This window comes from Streptomyces maremycinicus, assembly GCF_001184025.1.
Lineage (GTDB): Bacteria > Actinomycetota > Actinomycetes > Streptomycetales > Streptomycetaceae > Streptomyces > Streptomyces maremycinicus.
The window spans coordinates 137,644-162,689 of sequence record NZ_BBYG01000013.1; the positions used below are offsets into that span (position 1 = coordinate 137,644).

Genomic DNA, 25,046 nt, shown 5'->3' on the forward strand with positions numbered 1-25,046 from the left:
CTCGATGGTCGGGGCCCCGCCCGTGTCCGCGCCGCTGTGACGTCAGTGCTTGAAGACGTCCTTGGTCTTCTCCTTGGCCTGACGGGCGTCACCCTTGGCCTGCTCGGCGCGGCCCTCGGCCTCCATCCGCTCGTTGCCCACGGTGCGGCCGATCGTTTCCTTCGCCTTGCCCTTGGCCTGTTCCATCTTCGCCTTGGACTTCTGCTCGCCTGCCACTGTCCATCACTCCCAGTCAGGTCTGCGTGTGGTCTCAGTACTGCGAGTGACCCGCCCGGCGCCCCTCAAACCCCGCCGACCGGCTCCAGGAACTCCAGCCGGTTGCCGACGGGGTCCCGGCGTGGAAGCGGCGGAGCCGGTCCTCGGAGCCGGGCGGGGCGGCGAGCTGCACATGGTCGACGGCTGCCAGCACGTCAGGCCCCCTTCACGGCCACCGCGAACAGGCGGCGGAACGGCAGTACGGTGCCGTACTCCGCGCTCGGGTAGGCCTCGCGGAGCAGGTCGCGGTAGTCGGTGACGAAGGCGTCGCGGGCCTCGGGGTCGTCGGCGAGGGCGTCGAGGGCGGGGCGCAGGCCGGTGCCCTTGACCCAGTCGAGGACCGGGTCGTCGCCCTGGAGCACATGGAAGTAGGTGGTCGTCCAGACGTCGGTGGCGCAGCCGAGGCGGGCCAGCCGGTCGAGGTAGACGCCGGGTGCGTGGACGGAGTCCTCGTGGCGCAGGACATGGCCGAGGCGGCTCTTCCAGCGAACGCCGTTGCCGAGCTCGCGCATGAGGGCGTGCAGGGGCGCGTCGATGTTGTGGGGGACCTGGAAGGCGAAGGTGCCGCCGGGGGCGAGGCCGTCCAGCCAGCCGGCGAAGGCGTCGAGGTGGCCGGGCACCCACTGGAGGGCGGCGTTCGAGACGAGCAGGTCGTACGTCTCCTCCGGCGCCCAGCCGGCGAGGTCGGCGTGGGCGAAGTCGAGGCGCGCGCCCGCGTGCGCCGCCGCGTCGGCGAGCATCCGCGGCGAGTTGTCGTACCCGGTGACGCGGGCGGTGGGCCAGCGGTCGGCGAGGACGGCGGTGAGGTGGCCGGGGCCGCAGCCGAGGTCCGCGATGCGGGGCGGGTCGCCGGGCAGCTCGGGCACGCGGGCGAGGAGGTCGCCGAAGGGGCGGGCGCGGTGGCCGGCGTGACGCAGGTACTGGGCGGGGTCCCAGGTGGGGTTGGTCGTCATGTCCGGTACTTTCCCCGCACACTTATCTTGATGTCAAGAGACTTGATGTCGAGAAGCTCTACCCCAAGAGACTTCACGTCGACACAACCACTACACTGATCGTCATGGAGGACGAGGTCGATCGGCTGGTCGCAGCGTGGCGCCGGGAGCGCCCGGACCTCGACGTGGAGCCGCTGGAAGTACTCAGCCGGGTGAGCAGACTGGCCCGGCACCTGGATCGCGCACGCCGTCTGGCGTTCTCCGAGCACCAGCTGGAGCCCTGGGAGTTCGACGTCCTGACGGCGCTCCGGCGCGCGGGGGCGCCCTACCAGCTCTCGCCGGGCCAGCTGCTGACGCAGACGCTGGTGACCTCGGGCACGATGACGAACCGTATCGACCGGCTCGCGAAGAAGGGCCTGGTGGAACGGCTGCCGGACCCGAGCGACCGCAGGGGTGTGCTCGTGCGCCTCACGGACGACGGCAAGGACCGCGCCGATCAGGCCCTCGCCGGACTGCTCGACCAGGAGCGGGCGATCCTGGCCGAGCTCTCGAACACCCAGCGCGGTGAACTGGCAGGCCTCCTACGCCAACTGACCGCCCCGTTCGACAACATCCCGGGCTAGGTCGACGGGCCCCACGCCCGCCCTCCGGGCCAGGGCGACCGCGGCGAGGGTGGAGTGGACGCCCAGCTTTCCGAGGACGTTCTGCATATGCGTGCGGACGGTGTGCGGGGAGAGGAACAGACGGTCGGCGACCGCCTTGCGGCCCAGACCCGCGACCATGCAGCGCAGCACCTCGCGCTCCCTCGGCGTGAGCGACTCGACGAGCCGTTCGCTCTCGGTGCGGTGCTTGCGTGCGGCCGTCAACTCCCGCAGGACGCCGGTGAGGAGCGCGGGCGGGAGGTGTGTCTCCTCGCGCAGCACGCCTCTGATGACGGTGAGCAGCCGGGACAGCGAGCAGTCCTTCGCCACCCAGCCGGACGCCCCGGCCTGGAGGGCGAGAGCCGCGCGGCGCGGATCGTCCTTCTCGGCGAGGACGACGATCCGGACATGGGGCTGCGCGGCCCGGACCCCCACGACCAGCGATATCCCGTCGACGAGCCCGTCCTCCCCCACCTCCCGCACGGGCACCGCGGGCCGTATGCCCGGCAGGGCGGCGCCCAGGTCGGCGTCGACGAGCAGCACGTCGTACCGGCGCCCCTCGGCGGCCGCGCGCTCCAGGCTGCGCAGTGCCGCCGGACCGCTGCCGGCCGCGGACACGTCGACGTCGGGCTCTGCGGCCAGTGCCGCGGCGAGCGACTCGGCGAAGATGCGGTGGTCGTCGACGACCAGTACACGAATGCGAACCACGAAACCCCCTCCCCCAAGCTCCTTGACAGAGCAGGGGATACCCCAAGGTCCGGAGACGGAGAACGACGACCGGCGCGGACACGGCGCCCGGAGGGGATGCCACTACCGCAACGGCCGCCGCCGTGCAGAGACTGTTACCCCCACCGCGGGCGCCGTACCCGACTGTCTCGCCCCCTGATCAGTACCGGCCCCCACCGGCACTGTTCACAGGGTAGGGCCGCGGGCGTGGAGCGGAAGGCAAATTGCAGGATTGGTTCGGCGACCGCGTTTATGGTGTGCCGCATGTTTCGTCTTGAGACAGAAGTCGACAGGACTCGCCGCGATCTTCTCCGTTCGCGGCTGCTCGCCACCAACACCGAGGCCTCCCCGGTCCTGCGCGCGCTGCGCGGCACGCCCGCGGAACGCGAGTCGGCGCTGCACGTCTGGGCCTCGGACCCGGGCGGCGATCTGGCCGGCGGGCTGGTGGGCCACACCTGGACGACCTGGCTGCACGTCACCTACCTCTGGGTGGACGCCCGGCACCGGGGCACGGGCCTCGGCAGCGCCCTCCTCGCCGAGGCGGAGCGCGTCGCCCGCGAACAGCGCGGCTGCGATCGCGTACGCCTGGAGACCTGGGACTTCCAGGCACCGGAGTTCTACCGGCGCCGGGGCTACGAGGTGGTCTGCGTGATCGAGGACTACCCCCCGGGGCTGACGGAGTTCACCCTGACGAAGCGGCTGGCGTAACCCCTCCGGCCCGTCCGGCCCGTCCGGCCCGTCCGGACCCTCCGGCGCTCGAGGACGAGGCCCTCCCGGGGCCGACAGGGGGCCGGAGGCACGGCCCCCGGAGTCGGGAACGGGAACGGGAAAGGGCGGCGGGGGCGAGATCGACTCGCGCACCCACCGCCCGCGCAGAACGATCAGCTCAGCCGCCGCGCCCCCGCCGCCGGCACCGCCTCGAAGACCCGCGGAGCCTTGTACCCCGCGGCCGCGAACGCCTCACCGACCGCCTTGGTGAGCGTCTCGACATCGGCGGCCTCGGCCAGCACGATCGCCGATCCGCCGAAACCCCCGCCGGTCATCCGCGCCCCGAGCGCACCGTGCGCGAGAGCGGTGTCGACGACGAGGTCCAGCTCGGGGCAGGAGACCCGGAAGTCGTCCCGCAGCGAGGCGTGACCCGCCGTCAGGACCGGGCCGACGGCACGGCTGTCGGCACCCGACTCCAGGAGGGCGACGACCTGCTCCACCCGCTGGTCCTCCGTCACCACATGGCGGACCAGCCGGCGGACCTCCTCCTCGTCACCGAGCCGGGCGAGGGCCGCGTCCAGGTCGGCGTACGCGATGTCCCGCAGCGCGTCGACACCGAGGAGGGCGGCGCCCTTCTCGCAGCCGGCCCGCCGCTTGCCGTACTCACCGCCGCTGTGGGCGTGCGTGACCTGGGTGTCGACGACCAGCAGGCGCAGGCCCTCGGCGGCCAGGTCCAGCGGGATCTGCTTCTGGGAGAGGTCGCGGGTGTCGAGGAACAGCGCATGGCCCTCCTCGCAGCACGCGGACGCCGTCTGGTCCATGATCCCGGTGGGCGCGCCCACGTAGACGTTCTCGGCGCGCTGGCACAGGCGGGCGAGCTGCCAGCCCTGGAGCCCGAGGTCGTAGAGGTCGTTCAGCGCCAGGGCCACGACGACCTCCAGCGCCGCCGACGACGACAGGCCCGCGCCCGACGGGACCGTCGAGGACAGGTGGATGTCGGCGCCGGTCACCTGGTGGCCGGCCTCGCGCAGGGCCCAGACGACTCCGGCCGGGTACGCCGTCCAGTTGCCGTCGGACCCGGGCGCCAGGTCGTCCAGGCGCAGTTCGGCGACGCCGCTGTCGAGGTCGGCCGAGTGCAGCCGCAGGACGCCGTCCGTGCGCCGGGCGACCGCGGCGACCGCGATGTGCGGCAGCGCGAAAGGCATGACGAAGCCGTCGTTGTAGTCGGTGTGCTCACCGATGAGGTTGACGCGGCCGGGCGCCGCCCAGACGCCCTCGGGCTCGGCCCCGTACAGCCGGACGAAACCCTCGCGAACTTCCTGTGCCCCCACTACGACTCCCTTGCGCTGCTTGCGATGTGCTGCGCGAACGCCCACGCGTCCGCGACGATACCCGCGAGGTCCGCGCGGGACGGGTTCCAGCCCAGCCGCTCACGGGCGGTGGCCGCCGAGGCGACCAGGACGGCCGGGTCGCCGCCGCGGCGCGGGGCCACGACCTCGGGGATCGGGTGGCCGGTGACCTCACGGACCGTCTCGATGACCTCGCGCACGGAGAAGCCGTTGCCGTTGCCGAGGTTGCAGACGAGGTGCTCGCCGGGCCGGGCGGCGGCGACGGCGAGGAGGTGGGCCTCGGCGAGGTCGGCGACGTGGATGTAGTCGCGGACGCAGGTGCCGTCGGGGGTCGGGTAGTCGTCGCCGAAGACGGAGACGGCCTCGCGGCGGCCCTGCGCGACCTGGAGGACGAGCGGGATCAGGTGCGACTCGGGATCGTGGCGCTCACCCTGCTCGCCGTACGCGCCGGCCACGTTGAAGTACCGCAGGGAGACGGCACCGAGTCCGTGGGCGGCGGCCTCGCCGCTGATCATGTGGTCGACGGCGAGCTTGGAGGCGCCGTAGGGGTTCGTGGGCCGCGTCGGCGCGCTCTCCACGATCGGGACCTGCTCCGGCTCGCCGTACGTCGCCGCCGTGGAGGAGAAGACCAGCTTGCGCACACCGGCCTCACGCATGGCGCCGAGCAGCGCCATGGTGCCGCCGACGTTGTTGTCCCAGTACTTCTCGGGCTTGACGACGGACTCGCCGACCTGCGAGAACGCGGCGAAGTGGAGCACGGCGTCGAAGGAGGCGTCGAGCCACTTGGCGGCGTCGCGGATGTCGCCCTCGATGAAGGAGGCGCCGGCCGGCACGCCCTCGCGGAAACCGGTGGAGAGGTTGTCGAGCACGACGACCTCGTGGCCCGCCTCCAGCAGGTGCTGGGCGACCACGCCGCCGACGTAGCCCGCGCCGCCCGTGACCAGATACTTGCCGCTCGTGCCGGTGGTGCCGCTCATGAACTCGCTACCTCTCGCAGTCGCTGGGCCGCGAACTCCGGCGGCACGTCGTTGATGAAGACGTTCATGCCCGATTCGGAGCCCGCGAGGAACTTCAGCTTGCCGGAAGTGCGGCGAATGGTGAAAAGCTCGAGATGGAGCCCGAAATCGTCCCGGTTGACACCCTCGAACTCCTCCAGGGCGCCGAACGGCGCCTGGTGCCAGGCGGAGATGTACGGCGTGGGCGGTTCACCTTCGCCGAAGATCCGGTCGAAGCGCCTCAAGAGTTCCAGATAGACCTGGGGGAACTCTGTGCGGGCCTCCTCGTCGAGGGCGAGCAGGTCCGGCACCCGGCGCTTGGGGTAGAGGTGCACCTCGTAGGGCCAGTGCGCCGCGTACGGCACGAACGCGACCCAGTGTTCACCCTCCAGGACGACACGCTCGTCGGCGAGTTCACGCGCCAGGACGGCGTCGAAGAGGTTCTCCCCGCCGGTCGCCTCCTTGTGCGCCGCGACCGAACGCAGCATCAGGGCGGTGCGCGGAGTGGTGAACGGGTAGGCGTAGATCTGCCCGTGCGGGTGACCCAGTGTCACGCCGATCTCGGCGCCCCGGTTCTCGAAGCAGAACACCTGTTCCACGGAGGGCAGATGAGACAGCTCGGACGTCCGGTCCGTCCACGCGTCGAGGACCAGTCGCGCCTGCTCCTCGGTGAGGTCGGCGAAGGACGCGTTGTGGTCGGAGGTGAAGCAGACCACCTCGCAGCGCCCGGAGTCGCCGGCCAGCGAGGGGAAACGATTCTCGAAGACGACGACGTCGTACGACGAGTCCGGGATCTCGCTGAGGCGGTCGCCCTGGGAGGGGCAGAGCGGGCACTCGTCGGCCGGCGGGTGATAGATGCGCCCCTGCCGGTGCGAGGCCACGGCGATGGAATCGCCGAGCAAAGGGTCCCGCCGTACCTCCGAAGTGGTGACCGTGGGATCCAGCGGACGCCTGTCCACCGCGTCGCGCACCGAGTCGTCCCGCTGGTCGTAGTAGATCAGCTCACGACCGTCGGCCAAGCGGGTCGAGGTCTTCTTCACCGCGACTCTCCATCCGTACCTCTGGGTCCGCAGACCTAGATCCGTACACCTAGCGAAGCTTCCAACAGAACCAAACACATAAAACCATAAACCCCCACGCCAGTCATCACCACAACCAAACAAAGAACACCAAAAGAAGTGAGCAGGGCATGCGAACCCCCACAGACCCGGCCTACACGGCAGCACAGCTGGCGGCAGAGCTGCGGCTGCCGACGAACTGGCTCGACTACACGATCCTCGGCATCTACTTCGTCGTGGTCCTGGGCATCGGCTTCGCCGCTCGCAGATCGGTGAAGACCAGCCTCGACTTCTTCCTCTCCGGACGCTCCCTGCCCGCCTGGATCACGGGCCTGGCGTTCGTCTCGGCCAACCTGGCCGCCACCGAGATCCTGGGCATGGCCGCGAACAGCGCGCAGTACGGCGCGTACACCGTCCACTGGTACTGGATCGGCGCCATCCCGGCGATGGTCTTCCTGGGCCTGGTGATGATGCCGTTCTACTACGGCAGCAAGGTCCGCTCCGTCCCCGAGTTCCTGCTGCTGCGCTTCGACCGGGGCGCCCACCTGCTCAGCTCGGCCCTGTTCGCCTTCGCGGCGATCCTGATCTCCGGCGTGAACCTGTACGCCCTGGCGATCGTCGTCGAGGCGCTGCTGGGCTGGCCGCAGTGGGTGGCGATCGTGGTCGCGGGCGCCTTCGTGCTGGCCTACATCACGCTCGGCGGTCTCTCCTCGGCGATCTACAACGAGGTCCTCCAGTTCTTCGTGATCCTGGCGGCGCTCATCCCGCTGTCGGTGCTCGGCCTGAAGAAGGTGGGCGGCTGGGACGGTCTGACGGACTCCCTGACCGAGTCCCACGGCGACGACTTCGTCACCGCCTGGGGCGGCACGGGCATCGGCAGCGACAACCCGCTCGGCGCGAACTGGCTGACCATCGTGCTGGGCCTCGGCTTCGTCCTCTCCTTCGGCTACTGGACGACGAACTTCGCCGAGGTGCAGCGCGCCCTGTCGGCGAAGAACCTGTCGGCGGCCCAGCGCACCCCGCTCATCGCCGCGTTCCCGAAGATCTTCATCGTCTTCCTGGTGATGATCCCGGGCCTGGTGGCGGCGGTGCTGGTCCCGAAGATCGGCACGGCCGGCTCCGACCTCCAGTACAACGACGCCATTCCGTATCTCATGCAGGAGCTGCTGCCGAACGGCGTACTGGGCATCGCGGTGACGGGCCTGCTGGCGGCGTTCATGGCGGGCATGGCCGCCAACGTCTCGTCCTTCAACACGGTGTTCACGACCGACATCTGGGCGAAGTACGTGGTGCGGGGCCGCGAGGACGCGTACTACGTCCGCTTCGGCCGGCTCATCACGGCCATCGGCGTGGCCGCCTCGGTGGGCACGGCGTTCCTCGCCTCGTCCTTCTCGAACATCATGAGCTACCTCCAGACGCTGTTCTCCTTCTTCAACGTGCCGATGTTCGTCGTCTTCATCGTGGGCATGTTCTGGAAGCGGGCGTCGATGAAGTCGGGCTTCTGGGGCCTGCTGGCGGGTACCACGGCGGCGATGGTCAACTACTTCGTCCTCTACAAGCAGGACATCATCGGCATCCCCACCGACCAGGGCGCGAACTTCGTCTCCGCGATCGCGGGCTTCGTGGCGGGCGCGGTGGTCATGGTGGTGGTGTCCCTGTTCACCGCCCCCAAGCCGGCCGAGGAGCTCCAGGGCCTGGTCTACGGCACCGTCTCCCCCGGCATGGCCGAGCCGCCGGCGGCGGGCGACGACGCCTGGTACCGGCGCCCGGCCCTGCTGGGCTGGAGCGCGATCATCCTGGCCGCCGCCTGCTACATCCCGTTCTCGTTCTGAGCCCGGTCGCGAATACCGCGGGAGACTGGAGAGACCATGTCCGACGAATTCGAACCGTCCGAGCGCGCCGAGGCCGCGGAGCGGCTGCGGCGAGCGGGGTACTCCGAGGCCGACGTCCAGCGCGAGGTCACCGAACTCGAGGAGAAGTCCGCGACCGCGGCCCGCATCTTCGACCTGCGCCGCATCATCGGCGGCCTGTTCGTCGTCTACGGGGTGATCGTCACGATCGCCGGTATCACGGACAGCGACGCGGAGATCGACAAGGCCCAGGGGATCAACATCAACCTGTGGACCGGACTGGCCATGCTGGCCCTGGGCGTCTTCTTCCTGGCCTGGCTGAAGCTGCGGCCCGCGGCACCGGTCACCCCGACGCTGCCGCCGGAGGCGGTGGAGGGCGAGTCCCGGCCCGGTTCATGAGGCCGGTCCGGCTGCGGGATCCGAGGTGTCGGATCCCGCAGCCGGACCGGTGCGTCCGCGTCGGCGTCCGCCGGTGCCGCTAGTCCCGGTCGTCCCGGCCGGCGACGTTCGCGTTGATGGCGTCGTCCCCGTTGCTGCAAATCTGCTGGGTCGCCTCCTGGTTCGACGAGAGGCCCAGCAGCGGGAGGTTCAGGTTCGGGATGTTGATGAGCCCGAACGAGATGTTCTCGACGTGGTTGGAGCACTCCCGGGAGTCCCCGTCCGCGCCGTGGACGGCGGCGGAGGCGAATCCGGCGCCGGCCACGCCGAGGCTTGCGATCATGGCGGCCACGAGAGCGGTGTTGCGGAGCTTGCGCATTGCTTACCCTTTTCCGTCTGGATGGCGGGTCTCACTACACAGCGAGACGTTACGGTTACGCACCGTATGTCGCGATGATCCGCTTTGCATCACGGGTTGAGCCTTATGGCACCGCCAGCTCGCACCACACGAGCTTGCCCCGGTGGCCCATCCGGGACAGCGGCTGCCAGTGCCAGAGGTCCGAGCAGGCCCGCACCAACGCCATGCCCCGGCCGTTCTCGGCGTCCGCCGGATCCGCCAGGTCCGCCAGCCGTCCCGGCGGCTCGGGCGGCTCGGGGTCCGCGTCCCAGGCACCGATCTGGAGGACGCCGTCCCGAAAACGCAGCCGCAGACAAGCGGGCCCCTTCGTGTGCAGGACGGCGTTGGAGACCAGCTCCGAGGCGAGCAGCTCCGCGGTGTCCACCAGGTGGATCAACCCGTGCAGGGTGAGGATCAGGCGCAGGGTACGGCGGCAGACGGTCACGGCGCGGGGGTCGCCGGGGACGAAGAGGGAGTACTCCCAGGAGTCGGGGGCGGTTTCGGACATGCGTCAACTCCGAGTGAGGTGCGGGGATTTGCGCGCGGTGGCGTTGCCGCAGCCGTCATGGCAGGACGGAGCGGTGCACTTCCGCAGCGTGCGCGGTACGTCACCGACGGTAAGGCAATAATTTTCGCCTCCGCAAGTCGCTGCCGTAATCTGGCACTCGAACGAGGCACAACAACAAAGACGTTGGGGAACACATGGCGGCGAGGGCCCATCCCACCGCACGGCAGGTGCGCCTGGGCGCGGAGCTGCGCAAACTGCGCGAGGCGGCAGGGCTCAAAGCCCGCGAGGTCGCAGCGTTCCTGAACTCGACCTCGGCCCAGATGAGTCAGGTGGAGGCAGGCATCGCGGCCGTCAGCGCGGATCGCATCCGCCGCCTCGCCGAGCACTACGCCTGCACGGACGAGGCGTTCATCGACGCGCTCGGAGCCATGGCGGGCGATCGCTCACGCGGTTGGTGGGACGAGTACCGCGACGTTCTGCCCCAGGTGAACCTGGATGTGGCCGAGGCCGAGCATCATGCGACCTTCCTGCGTGAGGTCGTCATCAACCGTGTCCCCGGACTCCTACAGACCCCCGACTACGCACGTGCGGTCTTCAGGTACATGCGTCCGGAGCTGGCCGAGAGCGAACTTGCGCCACGGGTCGAGTACCGGACGAGGAGACGCGCCGTCATCGAAGGCGAAGCATCCACCCCGTACGAGACGACCGTCCATGAGTTCGCGCTGCGCCTCAGAGTGGCGGACCGTCAGGTCTGCCTCGCTCAACTCCGTTGGATTCTGGATCAGATCGAGCAGGGTCACGTCACCGTGCGAGTCATCCCCACGGATCAGGACGGCTTCGCCGGTGCCGGGGCCTCGATGATGTACGCGGGCGGCCCGCTGCCCCGGCTGGACACAGTCCTACGGGACGCCCCGACCGGGGTCGTCTTCATCGACGAGGAAACACAGTTGGAACGGCTCCGAACACTCCTTCGTAGAGTGGAGGACGCGTCGCTGGACCCGGTGGCGTCGCGGGACTTCATTCACCGCCTGACGAAGGAGCTGTGAGGCCCTGATGAACCAAACCCTGCGCTGGCAGAAGTCGACGTTCTCCGACGGCGGCGAAGGGGACACCTGCGTCGAACTCGCCGCCACGCCCGCCCCTCGCACCCTCCACCTCCGCGAGAGCGACACCCCGGACGCGGCCCTCACCGCCCCGCCCGTCGCCCTCGCTCACCTCCTGGCGGGGATACGGGGCGGACTCGGACCTCAGCGGACGACGTCGAAGACGTTCTTCTGAAGGCCGTTGGCGTACGCCTCGTGCTCGACGAGCTTCAGCTTCTGCGTGTCCTTGTCCGTCGCGCTGAACAGCCGCTTGCCCGCGCCGAGCAGGAGCGGGAAGACGAGCAGGTGGTAGCGGTCGATCAGGCCCGCGTCCGAGAGGGCCTGGTTGAGGGACGCGCTGCCGTGGACGATGATCGGGCCGCCCTCGGTCTCCTTGAGGGCTGCGACGTCGTCGAGCGAGCGCAGGATCGTCGTCTCGCCCCAGTTCGACACCAGGTCGTCCTCGGTGAGGGTGGTGGAGACGACGTACTTCGGCATCACCTTGTACTCGGCGAAGTCCGCCATGTCGGGCCACACGGGGCTGAACGCCTCGTAGCTGGTCCGGCCCAGCAGCATCGCGGTGGCCTCGGTCTGCTCCCGGCCCTTGATCTCGAAGGCCTCGGGGAGGAACTCGACGTCCTTGAAGGTCCATCCGGCGTTGCGGTAGCCGGGCTCGCCGCCCGGGGCCTCCACGACGCCGTCGAGCGAGATGAAAGCGGTGCTGATCAGGGTGCGCATCTGAGGTCCTCAGGGTGTCGTGGCCGGTGCGGTCATGCTCTCTGACCGCGGTTCGCGGCGAAACTCATCGGCGTCCGTCAGTGTCCGGTGCCGTACCCGGCGATCTCACCGCTGCGCGCCGCCGCCACCAGGGCGATCGTCAGGGTCGCCGCCCAGGTGAGGAAGTGGATCGACGGCGGATAGCTCGCGAGGGTGTAGCCGTCCCCGGTCAGGGCGGCGACGGAGAGGGCCGCCACCGGCAGCCCGGCGGTGAGCGCCGCCAGCAGGCCGCGCGGCGCAGGGCGGGTGAGGAGGTCGCGGGGTGCGAGCGCCAGGGCGAGGCCGGTGGCCGTGCCGACGGCGACGCCCACGGCCATGCTGCCCAGGACGGCGAACGCGCCCGCGGACGTCAGCGTCCGCGCGGTGCCGTCGTGGCCGCCGGTCAGACAGACGAACGCCGCCACCAGGCACAGGGTTCCGACGATCCCCGCGGGCCACACGCCGATCAGCACACCGAGGCGCGCTCCCCGCCGGACCGTCGCTCGCAGCTGCATGCGGTCAGCCTCGCAGCTTCACCAACTGGGCGTCCAGGACCGGGGCCGGGATCGACGGGGTGCCGCTGAGGTAGGCGATCGCGTTGCCGGAGCGGAGGATCACGGCCTTGGCCGGGGCCGCCCTGCCGGACCGGGTCACCGTCGCGCCCACGCCCATCGCCTGGTCCACGCCCTCGGGGGCGAGTTCCGGGGCGACCTTGCCGACCTTGTGCTCGTCGCCGTCGACGGTGGCCGTGAAGCCGGACGCGCACGCGTCGAGGGCGGTGGCGATCGCGTCCATCGCCTGCTGTGCCTGGTCGGAGGCGTACTCGGCGAGGACGACGGTGACCTCGGCGCCCTCGCCGGTGGCCTTCCGTACGACCGTGGTGGCCGGCTTGCCGACGGCCGTGCCGGACAGGGCGTAGGCCAGCGGAGCGCAGGCGTCCTGCGTGACCCGCACCTTGCGGGCGCCGTCCGGCGTGGACACGGTGAAGCCGCTCGTGTCACGCGAGACCAGCGCCGCGCTGCCGAGGCCGCCGGCCCGCGCCGTGGCGCCCGGCTGCGCGGTGGGCTTCAGCAGACCGTCGGCGCTGCCGCCGCCACCGCCGCTCGCCACGTCGCAGGCCGACAGCGACACGCACAGTGCCAGCAGCACGAATCCCCCGGACCGCCGCATGACTGCCCTTTCTGTTTCATTCACAAAGCCGCGATTGGACCGATCTAGAAAGGCGGCCAGCTTGTGCCGGAAGGAGGCGCGGTCTGCTCCCGACCCCTCTCCCTGACCTCAACCGGCCAGCGTCGATCGATGATCCCGGCAGCGTCCTTACACGCCTGGCACGCATTGGACCAATTCGGAACCCAGAAATTCGGCGACGGAGACATGCCTTCTCGGCGAATTCCACAGAGAGTCGAATCGAAGTACGCGTACGCGTGCGCGACGCCATCGGGCAGCCTCTCGGAAACCGCCCGCTCCCAGCGTGAATTCACCGGCGAGTACCCCGGCCGCGACACCTGCTGAGGCCCTGGCCCCAGCGTGGTCATCGCATAACACCAGGAGCACAGCCAGTCCTCACCCTGCCCCTGCTCCGGGTCCGCCGGCAACAGCCGCATCTCGTGTCCGCACACGTCACAGATCACGGTTCACGACCCGTTCCAGAAGTTCATATTGATCGCGGTACGCCATTTCGTGTACTTGGGCAATTGCGCACGAGTCGCCCCGACCGTCGTTTCCATCATGCCGGGCACACCCTTGATCGCATCATAGCAACTGGGGCAGATCCGCGTACTGGAGGCTATCCCGAGAAGGTCGTACTTGTCTCCTAGGGCGCCGACAATCGTCGCCTCGGCGTCACCTTCGCCGAACTTGTACTTCGCGCCGCCAAGATTGTTCCTGATCTCGGCCGGGAGGTCGCTCAGGTGCGTCGACACCCATTCCTCGGCCTGCCTCGTCTCCCGGTTCCAGACGCGTGCGACGGAAACGGTCGCCTTTTCCTTCCCGTATGCCTCGTAGAGGGATTGCGCCTTCCCCAGGAGGCCCTCCACATCCTTCTGGGATACGGTCGGGCAGTTGTCGTTGTGTACGAGGAGCGGTGTTGCTCCGGCCTGCACGTAGTACGTGTGCAGGTCACTGACGGTGAGGTTGTGGACCGTGGCCGCAGGTGCGGTCCAGCGCTCGACCGCCGTGATCTGGACGTGGCTGCCGGAGCCGGTGCGCAGCCACTCACCGGCCTTCAGGTCGGTGGCATCGATCCACTCGCCCAACTCCGGGACCCAGAAGGGGTGTCCGTCGGTGGCCGTCACCTCGGCGGTGTTCTCGGCGGCCTTGTCGCTGTCGGCCTTGTCGCCGTCCACGGCGATGGTGACCTTGACCAGATGCTTGACGCCGCTGCCCTGGATCTCGGCGGTGACCGTCTCGACACTCGTCTCGCCGGTCTCCGGATCCGTCGCCAGGACCTTGTCGCCGTTCTTGACCTGTTCGATCGGCTTGGTGGTGCCATCGGCCATCAGCACCTTCGTGCCGGGCACGAAGCTGTTGCACTCGCCGGCTCCGCCGCCCCCGGACGACTCGTCCTTGGCTTTGGCCTGCCGCGGCTTCGGCTCCGTCTTCTTCGCCGCCGCCTTCCGGGCCTTCTGGACCGCGTTTCCGGTCTTCTGCGCGGCCTTCTTCGCCTGCCGGGTTGCCGCTTCCTTGGCCTTCTTCTTCAGCTGTGCCGCCAGCGCGGCCGCCTTCTTCTTCGCAGCGGCCGCCTTGCGCGCCAGCTCGCGGGCCTTGCGGGCCAGCTCGATGATCTTGCGGGCCTTCTGCTTGGCCTTCATCAGCGCGTTGATCGCCTTCGCGATCCGGAACGCCGCCTTGGCGATACCGAACGCCTTGTACGCCTTCGTCCACGGGATGGCGTTGAGGAACAGGTCCCCGCACGCCCAGACGTCACCCCGCGAGAAGCAGCCCACCACGCTGTTCCAGCCGACGAACTCCTTCAGAGCCGCCCAGCCGATGGACAGGATCACGTCCGCCACCGAGGTGCCCAGCGTCTTCTTCGCGGACGCCTCGTCCGACGCCGACGGCCCTCCGTACTCCGAGCTGCCGCCCTCCGAAGCCAGACCGGACGGGTCGGCGAAGGTGACCGGGTTGTTCTCGCAGTACACGTAGCCGTTCATCTGGACCGGGTCGGCCAGGTCCAGGACTGGGTCGGCGGACAGGAAGCGGCCCGTCGCAGGGTCGTACTCGCGTGCACCCAAGTGGACCAGACCGCTGCTCGCGTCGTCGCCGCCACCGACATAGCTCTGGTGCGAGCGCCAGGTGGTCGACTCGGACCGCTCCACGCCGAACGCGTCCGTCTTGGAGAACTTGACCTTGTTGCCGGACGTCAGCGCCACATTGGCGTACGCCGTGCCGTTCTGGTCCATGATCTGCACGGACAGTTCCGCCGCGCCCGTACCCTGCGCGTGGCGCATCACGGTCGGAGCGCCCGCCTGGGAGTAGTAGCGCTCGGTGTAGGCGGGACCGCCGGCCGCGTTGACCGAGATGGTCGACTCGCCGAGGTACAGGGTGCGCTCGGTGGCGGAGATCGCCATCAGACGCGACCCGTCACCGCCGTAGACGTACTTGGTCTCCTTGTCCGGGACCCACTGCTGGTTCGCCGCGGTCCCGCAGGTGTTCAGCTGGAGGTCCGTGCTGTCCGCCGAGTTGGAACTCGGGACGTCCAGGCACTTGCCCGAGGAGACGTGCTTCAGGGTGCCGGTGGACGTTGCCGTCCACTGCTGGGCCGCCGCGCCGGTGCAGTCCGCGATGACGACCAGCGTGCCGTTGGCTGTGCCGCCGCCCTTAGGAACCACGCACTTGCCCAGGATCTTCAGCGCGCCCGTCGACGGGTCGGCCGAGGAGGCCGAGTCGATGCGGAACTTCTGCGCCTTGGAGCCGTTGCAGGTGTAGAGCTGGACGGGCGTGTCGGCCGTCGTCGCCGCGTTGGACAGATCCAGGCACTTGTTCGCCAGGCCCTTCCACGCGCCCGCGCCGTTCTCCCCGAAGCCGGTGACCTTCTCGACCTGGCCGTCCCACGTCCAGGACAACGCCTGTTCGGAGCCGTCGTACTTGCGCGTCAGCGTGTTGCCCGCGTCGTCGTACGTCAGCGTCGTCGCCTTCGTCACCTGGGCACCGGACTCGGCCTTGTACGTGGACGACATGCCCGTGAGCGTGTGCGGCTGGGTGCCGTCAGCCTTGCCGTACGTGTAGTCGGTCGTGGCGTCCTTGGTGGTGTCCAGGCCCGGGTCGTGCTCGACAAGCTTCTTCCGGTTGCCCATCGCGTCGTACGTGTACGACTGCCAGTAACCGTTGTTCGCCGCCGTGACGTTGGTCGTGCCGTCCGAGTACTTCGGGGCCGCCGTCGTCTTGCCGGTGGCGGTGCAGCCGGCCGGTGCGGTCCACGCCTCGGACAACTGACCCAGGGCGTCGTAGGTGAAGCACTGGCGGTCGGTCACCGAGTTCGACGTGTCGGCGATCGACGTGACGTTGCCGGCCGGGTCGTAGGCGTAGCTGCGGGAGTTGACGCGGTGGCCGGTGACGGCCGTGGTGTCACTGGTCGACTCACGGTCGATGATGCTCTGGGTCAGCTCACCCGTCGCCTCGTCGAACAGGTTCGTCGTCCAGACGCGGTTCGGGTTCTCGCCGCTGGCCGCGCGCAGGACCTGGCCGTACGGGGAGTACGAGGTCTGCGCGGTGTACCAGGCCAGGCCCGAGGTGGAAACCGGAAGACCGTCCTCGTTGTAGCGGACGACCACTCTCTCGGCGGGCAAGGTGCCGACGGACGGGAGATTGACCGCCTCGACGACGCCCGACTCCGAGTACTCGTAGCTGTACGCGTACTCCTTCTGGAGGCCGTAGGCGAGCGCCACCGACTCGGGGATCGAGATCTTCTGGCCGGTCGGCTGGTAGCCGGCCGTGTAGCCGGTCACGGCCGTGGTGTACGCCTGGTTGTCCGTGTACCGGGTGTGCGAGGTCGGCAGGCCCACACCGCCGATCAGCGTGTCGTACGTGGTCTTCGCCAGCAGGGTGCCGGTGGCGGAGCCCTCGTGCTGCTCGATCGGCCGGGACAGCTTGTCGTAGACCGTGTAGACGGCCGCGTTCTCGTCCGTGGCCAGTTCCGGCCGATTCAGGATGTCGTAGGTGGTCGTGGTCTTACCCGCGTCCGGGTCGACAGACTCGATCTCGCGGCCCCGGGCGTCGTACTTCCAGGTCCAGAGGTTGCCCTGGGAGTCCTTGGCCTTCACGCGGTCGCCGCGCTCGTCGTACGTGTACGTCGTCGAGCGGTAGGCGGCGCGCAGCGCGTCCGTGTACGTGTCGACGCGGACCGTGCGGCCCATCGCGTCGGACCAGGTGCGCTGGGCGGCGGCGCCCGTCGGGTTGATCACCGTGGAGTTGTCGAGGCCGTACTCGTAGCGGCTCGCCTTCGCCGGGACCTCGGCGCCGTTGAGGTACGGGGTCTCGGTGAGGGTGCGGCCCAGGCCGTCGTACGCGTAGAGCGTCGCGTTGGGGACCTGGTAGTCCGAGTCCAGCTCGAACAGGACGGTGGAGGGGGCGTCCTTGTCGTAGTAGGCGTTGTTGGTCTGCCGGATCGTGCCGTTGGCGCCGTACAGGGTGTCCGTGATGAGGCGTCCGCCGCCGACCGCCGGTTCCTGCTTCTGGCGTTCGCGGCCGAGGCCGTCGTAGATGACGGTGGAGACGCCGTAGTCGCCGTTGTCGGTGAGCGACTCGGTGGTGATCGAGACCGGCTGGCCGATCGTCGTGTCGTAGGTGATCTTCGCCGACGGCGACTTGGACGTGGCGCGGGAGGGGTTCCACACCTGGGTGGCGCGGCCGAGGGCGTCATAGGTGTAGGTGGTGACCCGTCCGTTGACGTCCTCGTCGGTCAGGGCGACCCCGCGGCCGGGCTCCAGCGTGCTGGTCTCGCTCTGGTTCAGCTCGTTGGTGGTGGTGATCCGGAAGACCTGGCCCTTGTCCGGGACGTAGGTCGTGACGGCCTTCGCGGTGTCGTTGTTCGCGATGGCCGCGGCGTTCCTCGTGGACGTCGTACGGCCGTAGTCGTCGTACGTGACCTCGCCGTCCTTGACCCAGCCGCCGCCGGTGCCGGTGATCGCCCAGGTGGTGGTGGCGTTGCCGGTGGTGGGAGCGGCGTCGTAGGCCTGGCCGTCGTAGGCGACCCGCGAGCCGTCGATCCAGTCGGCCGCCGTCGCCGTGGCCGCCTGCGCGCAGGTGCCGGCGGTGGTGAGGGTCTGCCGGTCCAGGCCGATGAGGTGCTTGGCGGTGTTGTGCACGTACGACATCACCGTGCAGGTGTCGTCGTCCGTGTTGTCGGTCGCGGCGTCGGCCGACCAGTCGTTGTACTCGGCGACCTGCGTCGGCAGGCCGTAGGTGTCCTCGTACTCGGTGACGGTGCGCAGGACGCGCACGGTGCGCTTGTCGTCGCCGGTGCCGGAGGAACGGGTGTAGGTGAGGGACTCGGGGGTGAGGACCCGCCAGGCCTTGAGGTCCGGGATGCCGCCGGAGCGGCTGCGGGCGGCGAGCTTCACGGCCTTCGGCTTGTCGACGGTCCTGGTCAGCCAGGTGTCGGCGGTCGCCGAGGCGTAGGTGAGGGACTCCGCGACGCGGCCCGCGAACGGCTCCTCGTCGGTGGCGATGGTGACGCCCTCGGAGTCCTTGACGCTCACCGAGCGGGTGCCGCCGCCGGACAGGGGGTCGCCGTCCATGCCCCGGAAGAAGCGGGTCTCCGTCATCCCGCGCTTCGTGGACACGTAGGCGGCGTCGCTGTCGGCGCCCGTGTAGGTGCGCACACGGGCGAAGCCGCGCCACTGGTCCCAGGTGCGGGTCTTCTTCTTGCTGAACTCCGCCTGATTCAGCGCCCAGGCCGCGTCACCGAGGTAGTCGTAGGTGGTCGTGATCGCGTCGACGCCGGTGAGGGCGGGGAGTTCCTGGACGGACTCGACGACGTACTTGTTGAACCAGTCGGTCGTCTCGACGTCCGGGTCGGCGTTCCAGAACACCGGGTAGCACAGACCGGTGTTGGCGTCCGGTGCGGGGAAGCCGCTGCCCGTCCTGCACGCACCCGACGGCGCCTTGTAGGTGACGACGGTCTCGCCGCCGTACTCGCTGACGACCCGCGCGATGCGCAGCCGGTCGAAGGCCGGGTTCGGGTCGTTCGCACCCTCCTTGACCCGGTTGGGCATCGGCTGGCTGTTGGCGAGGAACTGCACCGGGTTGAGGGTGAGGGACTCGCCCTCGGCGTCGTAGCCGGTGCGGGTGATCGACTCCAGCCACAGGGCGGTGCCCTCGTCGGTGAGGTCGGCGGGCAGGGACTGCTGGAGCGTCCAGCTGTCCACCTTCGACAGGGCCGTGGAGCCCTGGGTGCGCTGTGTCCACGTCGTCACCTGGGCCAGCCGCTTGCGCGACCAGAAGGTGGGGACGGGGACGTAGCACTCCTTGCCGGACGCGCAGTAGAGGTCGGCCGGGGTGTCGTACCAGATCCGGTTCCTCGCGAAGTCGCCGGAGGCGAAGTTGTCGTTCTCGTCGCCCTCCGCCGTACAGGCGAGCTCGCCCTCCTTGAAGCAGCGCTCGTCGACGTCGAAGGTGACCTTGGAGATCGGGGCCGCGTACGGGTCGGCCGTGGTCAGGCCGTACTCGATGCGCTTGAGGTAACCGCCGCGGTCGTAGGAGACGGGCGTCTTGAACTTGTTGTTCTTCGCGTAGTGGTTGGTCTCCTTCGCCCACCACAGCGTCATCGCGTTGCCGTTGGTGTCGACGACGTAGTCGAGGTTCCAGCGCCAGGCCTGGTCGCAGAAGGAGCCGGCGAAGTCGCCCGCCTTGTAGCAGGGTTCGGTGGACTGGTTGCCGGCGACGGGCGCGGTGAGGACCGAGTTCGTCACCGGGTCGCCGCTCGCCCAGTCGTCGGCCAGCTTGTGCTTGCCGAAGTAGTACTGGGTGCCGTCGCGGGTGGTGACGCGCCAGTACTCGCCGTCGGCGTCGCCGTTGTCCAGGGCGGTGTTCCGAAGCAGCTCGACGCGCGAGCCGTCGTCGTTCGCGGTGACCCACTTGTCGCCGTACGGGCTGCTCGCGCCGTCGGGCAGGACCAGCTCGGTCGTCGTGCCGCCGAGCGTGAGCGTGGCGTTGTACGAGCCGAAGCAGAGGTCGCTGGTCTTCTTGGTGTTGTTGCCGTTGGTCTGGTCGTCGCGGCAGGAGGCGTAGGTGCGGGTGATGGAGCCCGCGTTGTACTCCCAGCCGTCGCCGACCCAGGAGGGCTGGTTGTTGGAGGCGGAGGTGCGGCCGTCCACGCCCTGCGAGTTGTAGCCGAAGGACACCGACGGCGAGGGGCCGCCGGGGACGCTCGGGGTCTGGAGGCTGTACGAGTAGGTGAAGCCGCCCGAGTTGCCTCCGGCCGACCAGGAACCGGCGCTGACCAGCGGGGTCGCGCCGAAGTCGCCCTTGGAGCCGGAGCCGGAGTCGGTGGCGAGGAGGACCGAGGAGCCGGAGCCGTCGGCGGTCGCGGCGGCCAGCGTCGCCAGCCGGGTGCCGCTGCCGGACTGCGTCTCGCGGTACACGCCGTCGGTGACCGTGCCCGCGCCCGAGGCGGCGGCCGTGGACGCGGTCGAGGCGCTGGTGCCGCCCGCCGCGAGGACCTCGGTGTCGACGGTCGCCAGGATGCGGCGCTCGAACACCGCGTCGCCGTCGGCGTCGGTGCCCGTCTGCGCGACCACGTTGTCGGTGGAGACCTCGGTCGGCTCCGAGCAGCCCTCGGTGTCCGGGGTGGTCAGGAAGCACGCCGGGTACTGCACGAAGGACAGCCGGTCCGCCCAGTTCGCGCCGTAGAGCTCGGAGAAGTCGGTGTAGTCCAGGGCGATCACGGCGTCGCCGGTCGCCTCGGCCGGCGGGGTGACCGTGAGGGCCACGCCCTCGATGGCGGTGGTGGCCAGCTCGCCCTGGCCGGCGAGGGTGACCTGCCACTCGCCCTCCAGGGCCGCGGCCTCGGTCGCGGTGGCGTCCTCGGGGGCGCCGACCTCGACGGGGAGGGCGGTGCCGTCGGCCTGGGTGAGCGGCACCAGATCGCCGGGCGCGAGGCCCGTGAGGTCCTTCGTCGCGGTGCCGCCCGCGGGGGCGGCGACCTGGCTCGGGTCGTACTCGAGGGGCTGCTCGGCCTCGGCCGTGGTCAGTTCGGCGAGCCCGCCGCCGGCCTCGCCCTCGGCCTGCTCGGCGTCCGGCAGGTCGACCAGATCGACGCCGCTGCGGTCGTCACCCGGCGGCAGCGCCACGGCGGCGGGCGAGATGCCCACCACCAGTGCCACGGCGAGCGCACCGACCACACCGGCGCGCATCCGCGCCCGTCTGCGGCGTTCGGCACGCGTGCTCACACGCCACCCCCTGCCGCTCCATGACAGCGATCCCCACACAGCGACAGCCCCCGCGCCCACAGTTCCGGCCATTGATGAGCACGAATGTTCTGGCAAATCTTCATGGAAAGTCAACAGGCCCAAGAAAGCGCGTGATTTACCTCACCGGAGAAATTCCACAGTCCAATTAAAAAGATATGAGCACGGCTCAATCACTGAAAGACCAGGTCAAATGCCGGTCAATGCACTGTCACGCGCGGGCAAATTGTGATCGTTTGGCGCAAGACGCCCGGGACGCGAACTCGCTGTTCAGCGCTACCTTTTGGACGTACGCGAGGGCCGCCCCGTCTCACCTCCAAGGTCACAGAAAGGCAAAGGCGACCGAGCGGTGTGGCGCTATCTCCTCGCCATCGGCAATGCTCTGGTGCGCGCTTTCCGGGCGTGGGATGCGAAAAGCAGGCCCCCGGGTGCGGCACAGCTCATTCACAGAATCCTGGTTCGCCCGGGATTTCAGGGGGAGGGGGCGCAAGCCCATGGAACGTCGTCGCTTCGGCCTGCCCGCGTCCGGGCGCGGCCGGGCAGGGGTCGCCGCAGCCGTCGCCGGCGCGATCGGCGTCGGGCTGCTGGCCGTGCCGCTGTTCGACGACCCCGGCACCCCCGACGCCCCCGCCGGGACGAAGCAGGCCGCCGCCCGTCCGCTGGACCAGGAGACCGCGCAGCGACAGGCCGTCGCCGCGGGCAGGCGCGTCGAGGTCACCGCCCTGCGCGACGAGACGTCCACGACGTACGCGCGTCCCGACGGCAGCTTCGAGCTGGTCGCGCACGGGGCGCCGGTGCGGGCCCGGGTGAACGGCGCCTGGAAGCCCATCGACACGAGTCTGGCCCGGACCGCACACGGCTGGGCCGCCAGAGCGACCGTCGATCCCGTGGTGTTCTCGGCGGGCGGCAAGGAAAGCGGAAGCGGCCGGAGCACCGCGCGCGGACGAGGCGCTTCGGGCACGGGTTCGGCGTCCACGGCCGTACGGGCAGCCGTCTACACCGTCGCGCGCGGCGGTGACGCGGTGCGGGTCACCGACGCCACCGAGGGCTTCTCCGAGCTCGCCACCCTCACCAGCGGCGGCCACGAGATCACCCTGAGCTGGCCCGGCGCCCTGCCCGAGCCCACGATCAGCGGGTCGAGCGCGCTGTACCGCGACGTGCTCGACGGCGTCGACCTGATGCTGACGGCCCAGGCCGGCGGGTTCAGCCACGTCCTCGTCGTGCACAGCGCCGAGGCCGCGGCCGACCCCGCCCTCACCCGGCTGTCCTACGGGCTCTCCTCCCCCGACCTGACCTTCCACCTCGACCCCGTCACGAAGATCGTCACCGGCACGGACCGCGACGGCCAGGAGATCGCCGTCTCCCCCACCCCCTACCTGTGGGACTCGGCCGGCACGTACGCGGTCACCGAGGGCGCCGACCCCGAGCCGGCCGAGGAGAGCGCCGCGCCGGCGCCGTCCTACTCCGAGGAGCCCGGCGCGCCGGTCGGTGAGGAGAGCGCCGCGCCCGAGGACGGGCAGGACACCGACGCACCGACGGCGACCGCCACCGAGAACGGCGACACCGAGGACGACGGGTCCGAGGACGGCGACACCGGGGACACCGGCGCGACCACCGCCGACCCGGCCGCCTTCCGCCAGGCGCCGTCCGCCGCCCTCACCGACGCCCAGGTGTTCGCCCTGCCGGGCCTCGCCGGACCCGACCCGGGCACCCACATGGCCGTCGCCGGTACCGCGTTGAGCGCCCCGGGCGCCGCCTCCACCGCCCTGTCGATCGTGCCGGACGCCGACCTGCTCGCGGACCCGGACACCGTCTACCCGGTCTTCGTCGACCCCACGATCTACGGCAAGACGAAGAACTGGACCACGGCGTACAAGAAGTACCCGAGCTCCAGCTTCTACGACGGCGCCAACTACAACAGCGGCACCACCGAGGCCCGCGTCGGCTTCGAGTCCACCACCTGGGGTTTGTCCCGCTCCTTCTTCAAGCTCGGCTGGTCCACCAGCATCAAGGGCGCCAGCATCTCGTCGGCCTCCATAAGGCTGCGCGAGACCTACTCCTGGTCGTGCTCCGCGCGCGAGACCCAGGTCTGGCTGACCTCCGGCATCTCCTCCAAGACCACCTGGAACAACCAGCCGGACTGGAAGTCGGAGATCGGCACCAAGTCCTTCGCCTACGGCTACAACTCCTCCTGCCCGGACTCCTACGTCAGCTACGACGCGAAGTCGGTCGCGCAGGACGCGGCGGACGGCGGCTGGTCCTCGATGACCATCGGGCTGCGGGCCAGCACCGAGGACTCGGCCTACGCCTGGAAGAAGTTCCGTGCGGAGGGCGACAGCGCCCCCAAGCTCACCCTCGTCTACAACCGCAAGCCGAAGACGCCGAGTTCGGTCGTCCAGACCCCGGGCGGCACCTGCGACCGCACCACCCCCTACCTCCACATCGGCAAGAGGGACCTCGTGCTGTCGGCCGCCTCCTCCGACGCGGACGACACCTCCACCCGCCAGGACCTGAAGTACCTGGACTTCGAGCTGTGGCGGACCGGCTACGGCGACAGCAAGATCCTCGACAAGAACGTCACGGTCACCAGCGCCGGCAAGGCGTCGGTCACGGTCGCCAAGTCGTCGTTCACCAACGGCTACCAGTACTCGTGGCGGGTGCGCGCGATCGACTCCAGCGGGGCCGCCTCACCGTACGCGCCGACCTCCGACCCGTACGTGTGCCGGTTCGTCTACGACAGCAGCGTGCCCAACGAGCCGCTGATCACCTCCACCGCCTTCCCGGCGGCGGACGAGGACGGCACGGTCTGGTCGACGGTGAAGTTCGGCACGTCCGGCAACTTCACCTTCGCGCCGGACGAGGACACCGACGTCACCAAGTTCCAGTGGTCGTTCAACACCACGACCTACGCGAGCAGCAAGACCGTCACCGCGGGCGCCTCGACGACCGTGTCGCTGCCGCCGCCGCTGGCCGGCCCTAACGTGCTGTACGCGCGGGCCGTGGACAGCGCGGGCAATGTCTCGATCGGCACGAAGTACCTGTTCTACGTCACCCCGCGCGACACCGCCGACGTGGCCGGCGACACCACGGGCGACGGCACCCCCGACCTGTTCGCGATCAGTTCGGCGGGCAACCTGTGGATGTACCCCTCGTCGACCGCCGGCGACCTGCACGTCGGCATGGAGGCCGCCCATGACGACGGCGTCGGCCTGCTCTCCGACCCGGACGAGGACGGCGTGGACCACGCGCCGGGCTACTGGACGGGCGCCGACGGCACGGCGGCACTGATCGCCCACGGCGGCGACGCGCTCGGCGCCGACGGCATCGGCGACGTCTTCGCCCGGATGCCCGACGGCAGGCTGTACGTGTACCCCGGCGACGGCTACGGCAGTGTCGACATCTCCCGGCGCATGACCCTCCGGCTGCCCTCGGGCTCCCCGGACCCGGCGACCTTCGACCAGATCATCGTGGGCGACTACGACGCGGACGGCCGCGTCGACCTGTTCGCCACCGCCACCGGCGGCGAGATGTGGGCCTTCGAGGGCTACACCGGCGCCACGTTCCTGACGGTCACCAAGATCGCCAGCACCGCGTGGCTGGACCGCGACCTCGTCTCGGTCGGCGACCACGACGCCGACGGCGCCCCCGACCTGCTGTGGCGCTCCGGCTCCTCCAGCCGCCTCTACCTGCGGTTCGGCATCAAGGACAGCGCCGGCGGCTCCACCATCGCCTCCCTGTCGACGGCTGCGGCCTCCAAGACGGGCGCCGACGAGGTCTACGCCGAGGGATGGTCGACCGCCACGGTGCCCACGAGCCACCTCTACGGCACCCCGGACGTCAACGACGACGGCATCCCCGACCTCTGGGCCCTTTCCAGCGCCGGAAGCATCTACTTCTACAAGGGCGGCGCCGCGGTGATCGGCACCGGTACGGCGGTGATCAGCGCGGACAGCGCGTGGGCGACGACGAAGCTGCGCTTCGGCTGACCCGCCCGCAACTGCCCG

At 69.9% G+C, this 25,046-nt stretch carries 19 protein-coding genes and 1 pseudogene; 7 read left to right on the top strand and 13 right to left on the bottom strand.

The features are described 5' to 3' along the window. Window positions 1-42 precede the first annotated feature (42 nt). The 3 genes and pseudogenes from AOQ37_RS38760 to AOQ37_RS16330 all read right to left on the bottom strand — a co-directional run bounded on the left by AOQ37_RS38760 (window position 43) and on the right by AOQ37_RS16330 (window position 1,208). A complete protein-coding gene (locus tag AOQ37_RS38760; protein WP_020128441.1) occupies window positions 43-216 on the bottom strand; it encodes a CsbD family protein in 174 nt (57 codons plus the stop codon). 100 nt (window positions 217-316) lie between these two features. Then, window positions 317-409: pseudogene (locus AOQ37_RS39860) on the bottom strand (glyoxalase); the annotation flags it as partial. Window position 410: 1 nt separating this feature from the next. After that, complete coding sequence (locus AOQ37_RS16330; RefSeq protein WP_062645258.1) at window positions 411-1,208, bottom strand: trans-aconitate 2-methyltransferase; 798 nt, start codon at window positions 1,206-1,208, stop codon at window positions 411-413. A 104-nt stretch (window positions 1,209-1,312) separates the two neighbouring features. Between AOQ37_RS16330 and AOQ37_RS16335 the strand changes: the two genes are divergently transcribed. Further along, the gene (locus AOQ37_RS16335) at window positions 1,313-1,810 is read left to right on the top strand and encodes a MarR family winged helix-turn-helix transcriptional regulator (RefSeq protein ID WP_062645259.1); all 498 of its coding nucleotides are present in this window, start codon (window positions 1,313-1,315) and stop codon (window positions 1,808-1,810) included. Here the strand turns inward: AOQ37_RS16335 and AOQ37_RS16340 are convergent. Next, window positions 1,769-2,536 (bottom strand): LuxR C-terminal-related transcriptional regulator, encoded by a 768-nt coding sequence (locus AOQ37_RS16340; RefSeq protein ID WP_062645260.1) that lies wholly within the window; start codon window positions 2,534-2,536, stop codon window positions 1,769-1,771. The genes AOQ37_RS16335 and AOQ37_RS16340 overlap by 42 nt on opposite strands. A 282-nt stretch (window positions 2,537-2,818) precedes the next feature. Between AOQ37_RS16340 and AOQ37_RS16345 the strand changes: the two genes are divergently transcribed. Further along, the gene (locus AOQ37_RS16345) at window positions 2,819-3,262 is read left to right on the top strand and encodes a GNAT family N-acetyltransferase (protein ID WP_062645261.1); all 444 of its coding nucleotides are present in this window, start codon (window positions 2,819-2,821) and stop codon (window positions 3,260-3,262) included. A 173-nt stretch (window positions 3,263-3,435) separates the two neighbouring features. Here AOQ37_RS16345 and galK read toward each other — a convergent pair whose 3' ends face one another. From galK to galT, 3 genes are read right to left on the bottom strand one after another with little or no spacing between them, the layout of a single operon-like run. Continuing rightward, window positions 3,436-4,593 carry a galactokinase gene (gene galK, locus AOQ37_RS16350; RefSeq protein WP_062645262.1) on the bottom strand — a complete coding sequence of 386 codons (1,158 nt, stop codon included), beginning with the start codon at window positions 4,591-4,593 and terminating at the stop codon, window positions 3,436-3,438. Further along, window positions 4,593-5,588, bottom strand: coding sequence for a UDP-glucose 4-epimerase GalE (gene galE, locus AOQ37_RS16355; RefSeq protein ID WP_062645263.1), 996 nt, complete (start codon window positions 5,586-5,588; stop codon window positions 4,593-4,595). Before galE ends, galK begins: the two co-directional genes overlap by 1 nt. Next, window positions 5,585-6,646 carry a galactose-1-phosphate uridylyltransferase gene (gene galT, locus AOQ37_RS16360; protein WP_062645264.1) on the bottom strand — a complete coding sequence of 354 codons (1,062 nt, stop codon included), beginning with the start codon at window positions 6,644-6,646 and terminating at the stop codon, window positions 5,585-5,587. Before galT ends, galE begins: the two co-directional genes overlap by 4 nt. A gap of 149 nt (window positions 6,647-6,795) precedes the next feature. On the opposite strand from galT, the gene AOQ37_RS16365 reads away from it, so the two are divergent. Next, window positions 6,796-8,496, top strand: a complete 1,701-nt coding sequence (locus AOQ37_RS16365) for a sodium:solute symporter family protein (protein WP_062645265.1) — start codon at window positions 6,796-6,798, stop codon at window positions 8,494-8,496. A gap of 36 nt (window positions 8,497-8,532) precedes the next feature. Next, window positions 8,533-8,913, top strand: coding sequence for a hypothetical protein (locus AOQ37_RS16370; protein WP_062645266.1), 381 nt, complete (start codon window positions 8,533-8,535; stop codon window positions 8,911-8,913). Between the two features lie 79 nt (window positions 8,914-8,992). Here the strand turns inward: AOQ37_RS16370 and AOQ37_RS16375 are convergent, their stop codons facing one another. After that, window positions 8,993-9,271, bottom strand: a complete 279-nt coding sequence (locus tag AOQ37_RS16375; RefSeq protein ID WP_062645267.1) for a hypothetical protein — start codon at window positions 9,269-9,271, stop codon at window positions 8,993-8,995. Between the two features lie 103 nt (window positions 9,272-9,374). Continuing rightward, entirely contained in the window at window positions 9,375-9,797 is a 423-nt protein-coding gene (locus AOQ37_RS16380; RefSeq protein WP_062645268.1) for an ATP-binding protein, read from the bottom strand. A 194-nt stretch (window positions 9,798-9,991) separates the two neighbouring features. Here AOQ37_RS16380 and AOQ37_RS16385 point away from each other — a divergent pair, with 194 nt between their 5' ends. Next, window positions 9,992-10,843: a helix-turn-helix domain-containing protein gene (locus AOQ37_RS16385; RefSeq protein ID WP_062645269.1), complete on the top strand. Its 852-nt coding sequence runs from the start codon at window positions 9,992-9,994 to the stop codon at window positions 10,841-10,843. Window positions 10,844-10,850: 7 nt separating this feature from the next. Further along, window positions 10,851-11,075 carry a DUF397 domain-containing protein gene (locus tag AOQ37_RS16390; protein WP_062645270.1) on the top strand — a complete coding sequence of 75 codons (225 nt, stop codon included), beginning with the start codon at window positions 10,851-10,853 and terminating at the stop codon, window positions 11,073-11,075. Here AOQ37_RS16390 and AOQ37_RS16395 read toward each other — a convergent pair. From AOQ37_RS16395 to AOQ37_RS16410, 4 genes are all read right to left on the bottom strand, one after another. Beyond that, window positions 11,045-11,617, bottom strand: coding sequence for a dihydrofolate reductase family protein (locus tag AOQ37_RS16395; RefSeq protein ID WP_062645271.1), 573 nt, complete (start codon window positions 11,615-11,617; stop codon window positions 11,045-11,047). The two genes, AOQ37_RS16390 and AOQ37_RS16395, sit on opposite strands and share 31 nt — an antisense overlap. A gap of 77 nt (window positions 11,618-11,694) precedes the next feature. Then, entirely contained in the window at window positions 11,695-12,150 is a 456-nt protein-coding gene (locus AOQ37_RS16400; protein WP_062645272.1) for a hypothetical protein, read from the bottom strand. A 4-nt stretch (window positions 12,151-12,154) separates the two neighbouring features. Beyond that, a complete protein-coding gene (locus AOQ37_RS16405) occupies window positions 12,155-12,805 on the bottom strand; it encodes a hypothetical protein (RefSeq protein WP_062645273.1) in 651 nt (216 codons plus the stop codon). Window positions 12,806-13,269: 464 nt separating this feature from the next. Further along, window positions 13,270-20,988 carry a ricin-type beta-trefoil lectin domain protein gene (locus AOQ37_RS16410; RefSeq protein WP_445407416.1) on the bottom strand — a complete coding sequence of 2,573 codons (7,719 nt, stop codon included), beginning with the start codon at window positions 20,986-20,988 and terminating at the stop codon, window positions 13,270-13,272. A 548-nt stretch (window positions 20,989-21,536) separates the two neighbouring features. Here AOQ37_RS16410 and AOQ37_RS40445 point away from each other — a divergent pair. Continuing rightward, window positions 21,537-25,028 (top strand): DNRLRE domain-containing protein, encoded by a 3,492-nt coding sequence (locus tag AOQ37_RS40445; RefSeq protein WP_062645274.1) that lies wholly within the window; start codon window positions 21,537-21,539, stop codon window positions 25,026-25,028. Window positions 25,029-25,046 lie beyond the last annotated feature (18 nt).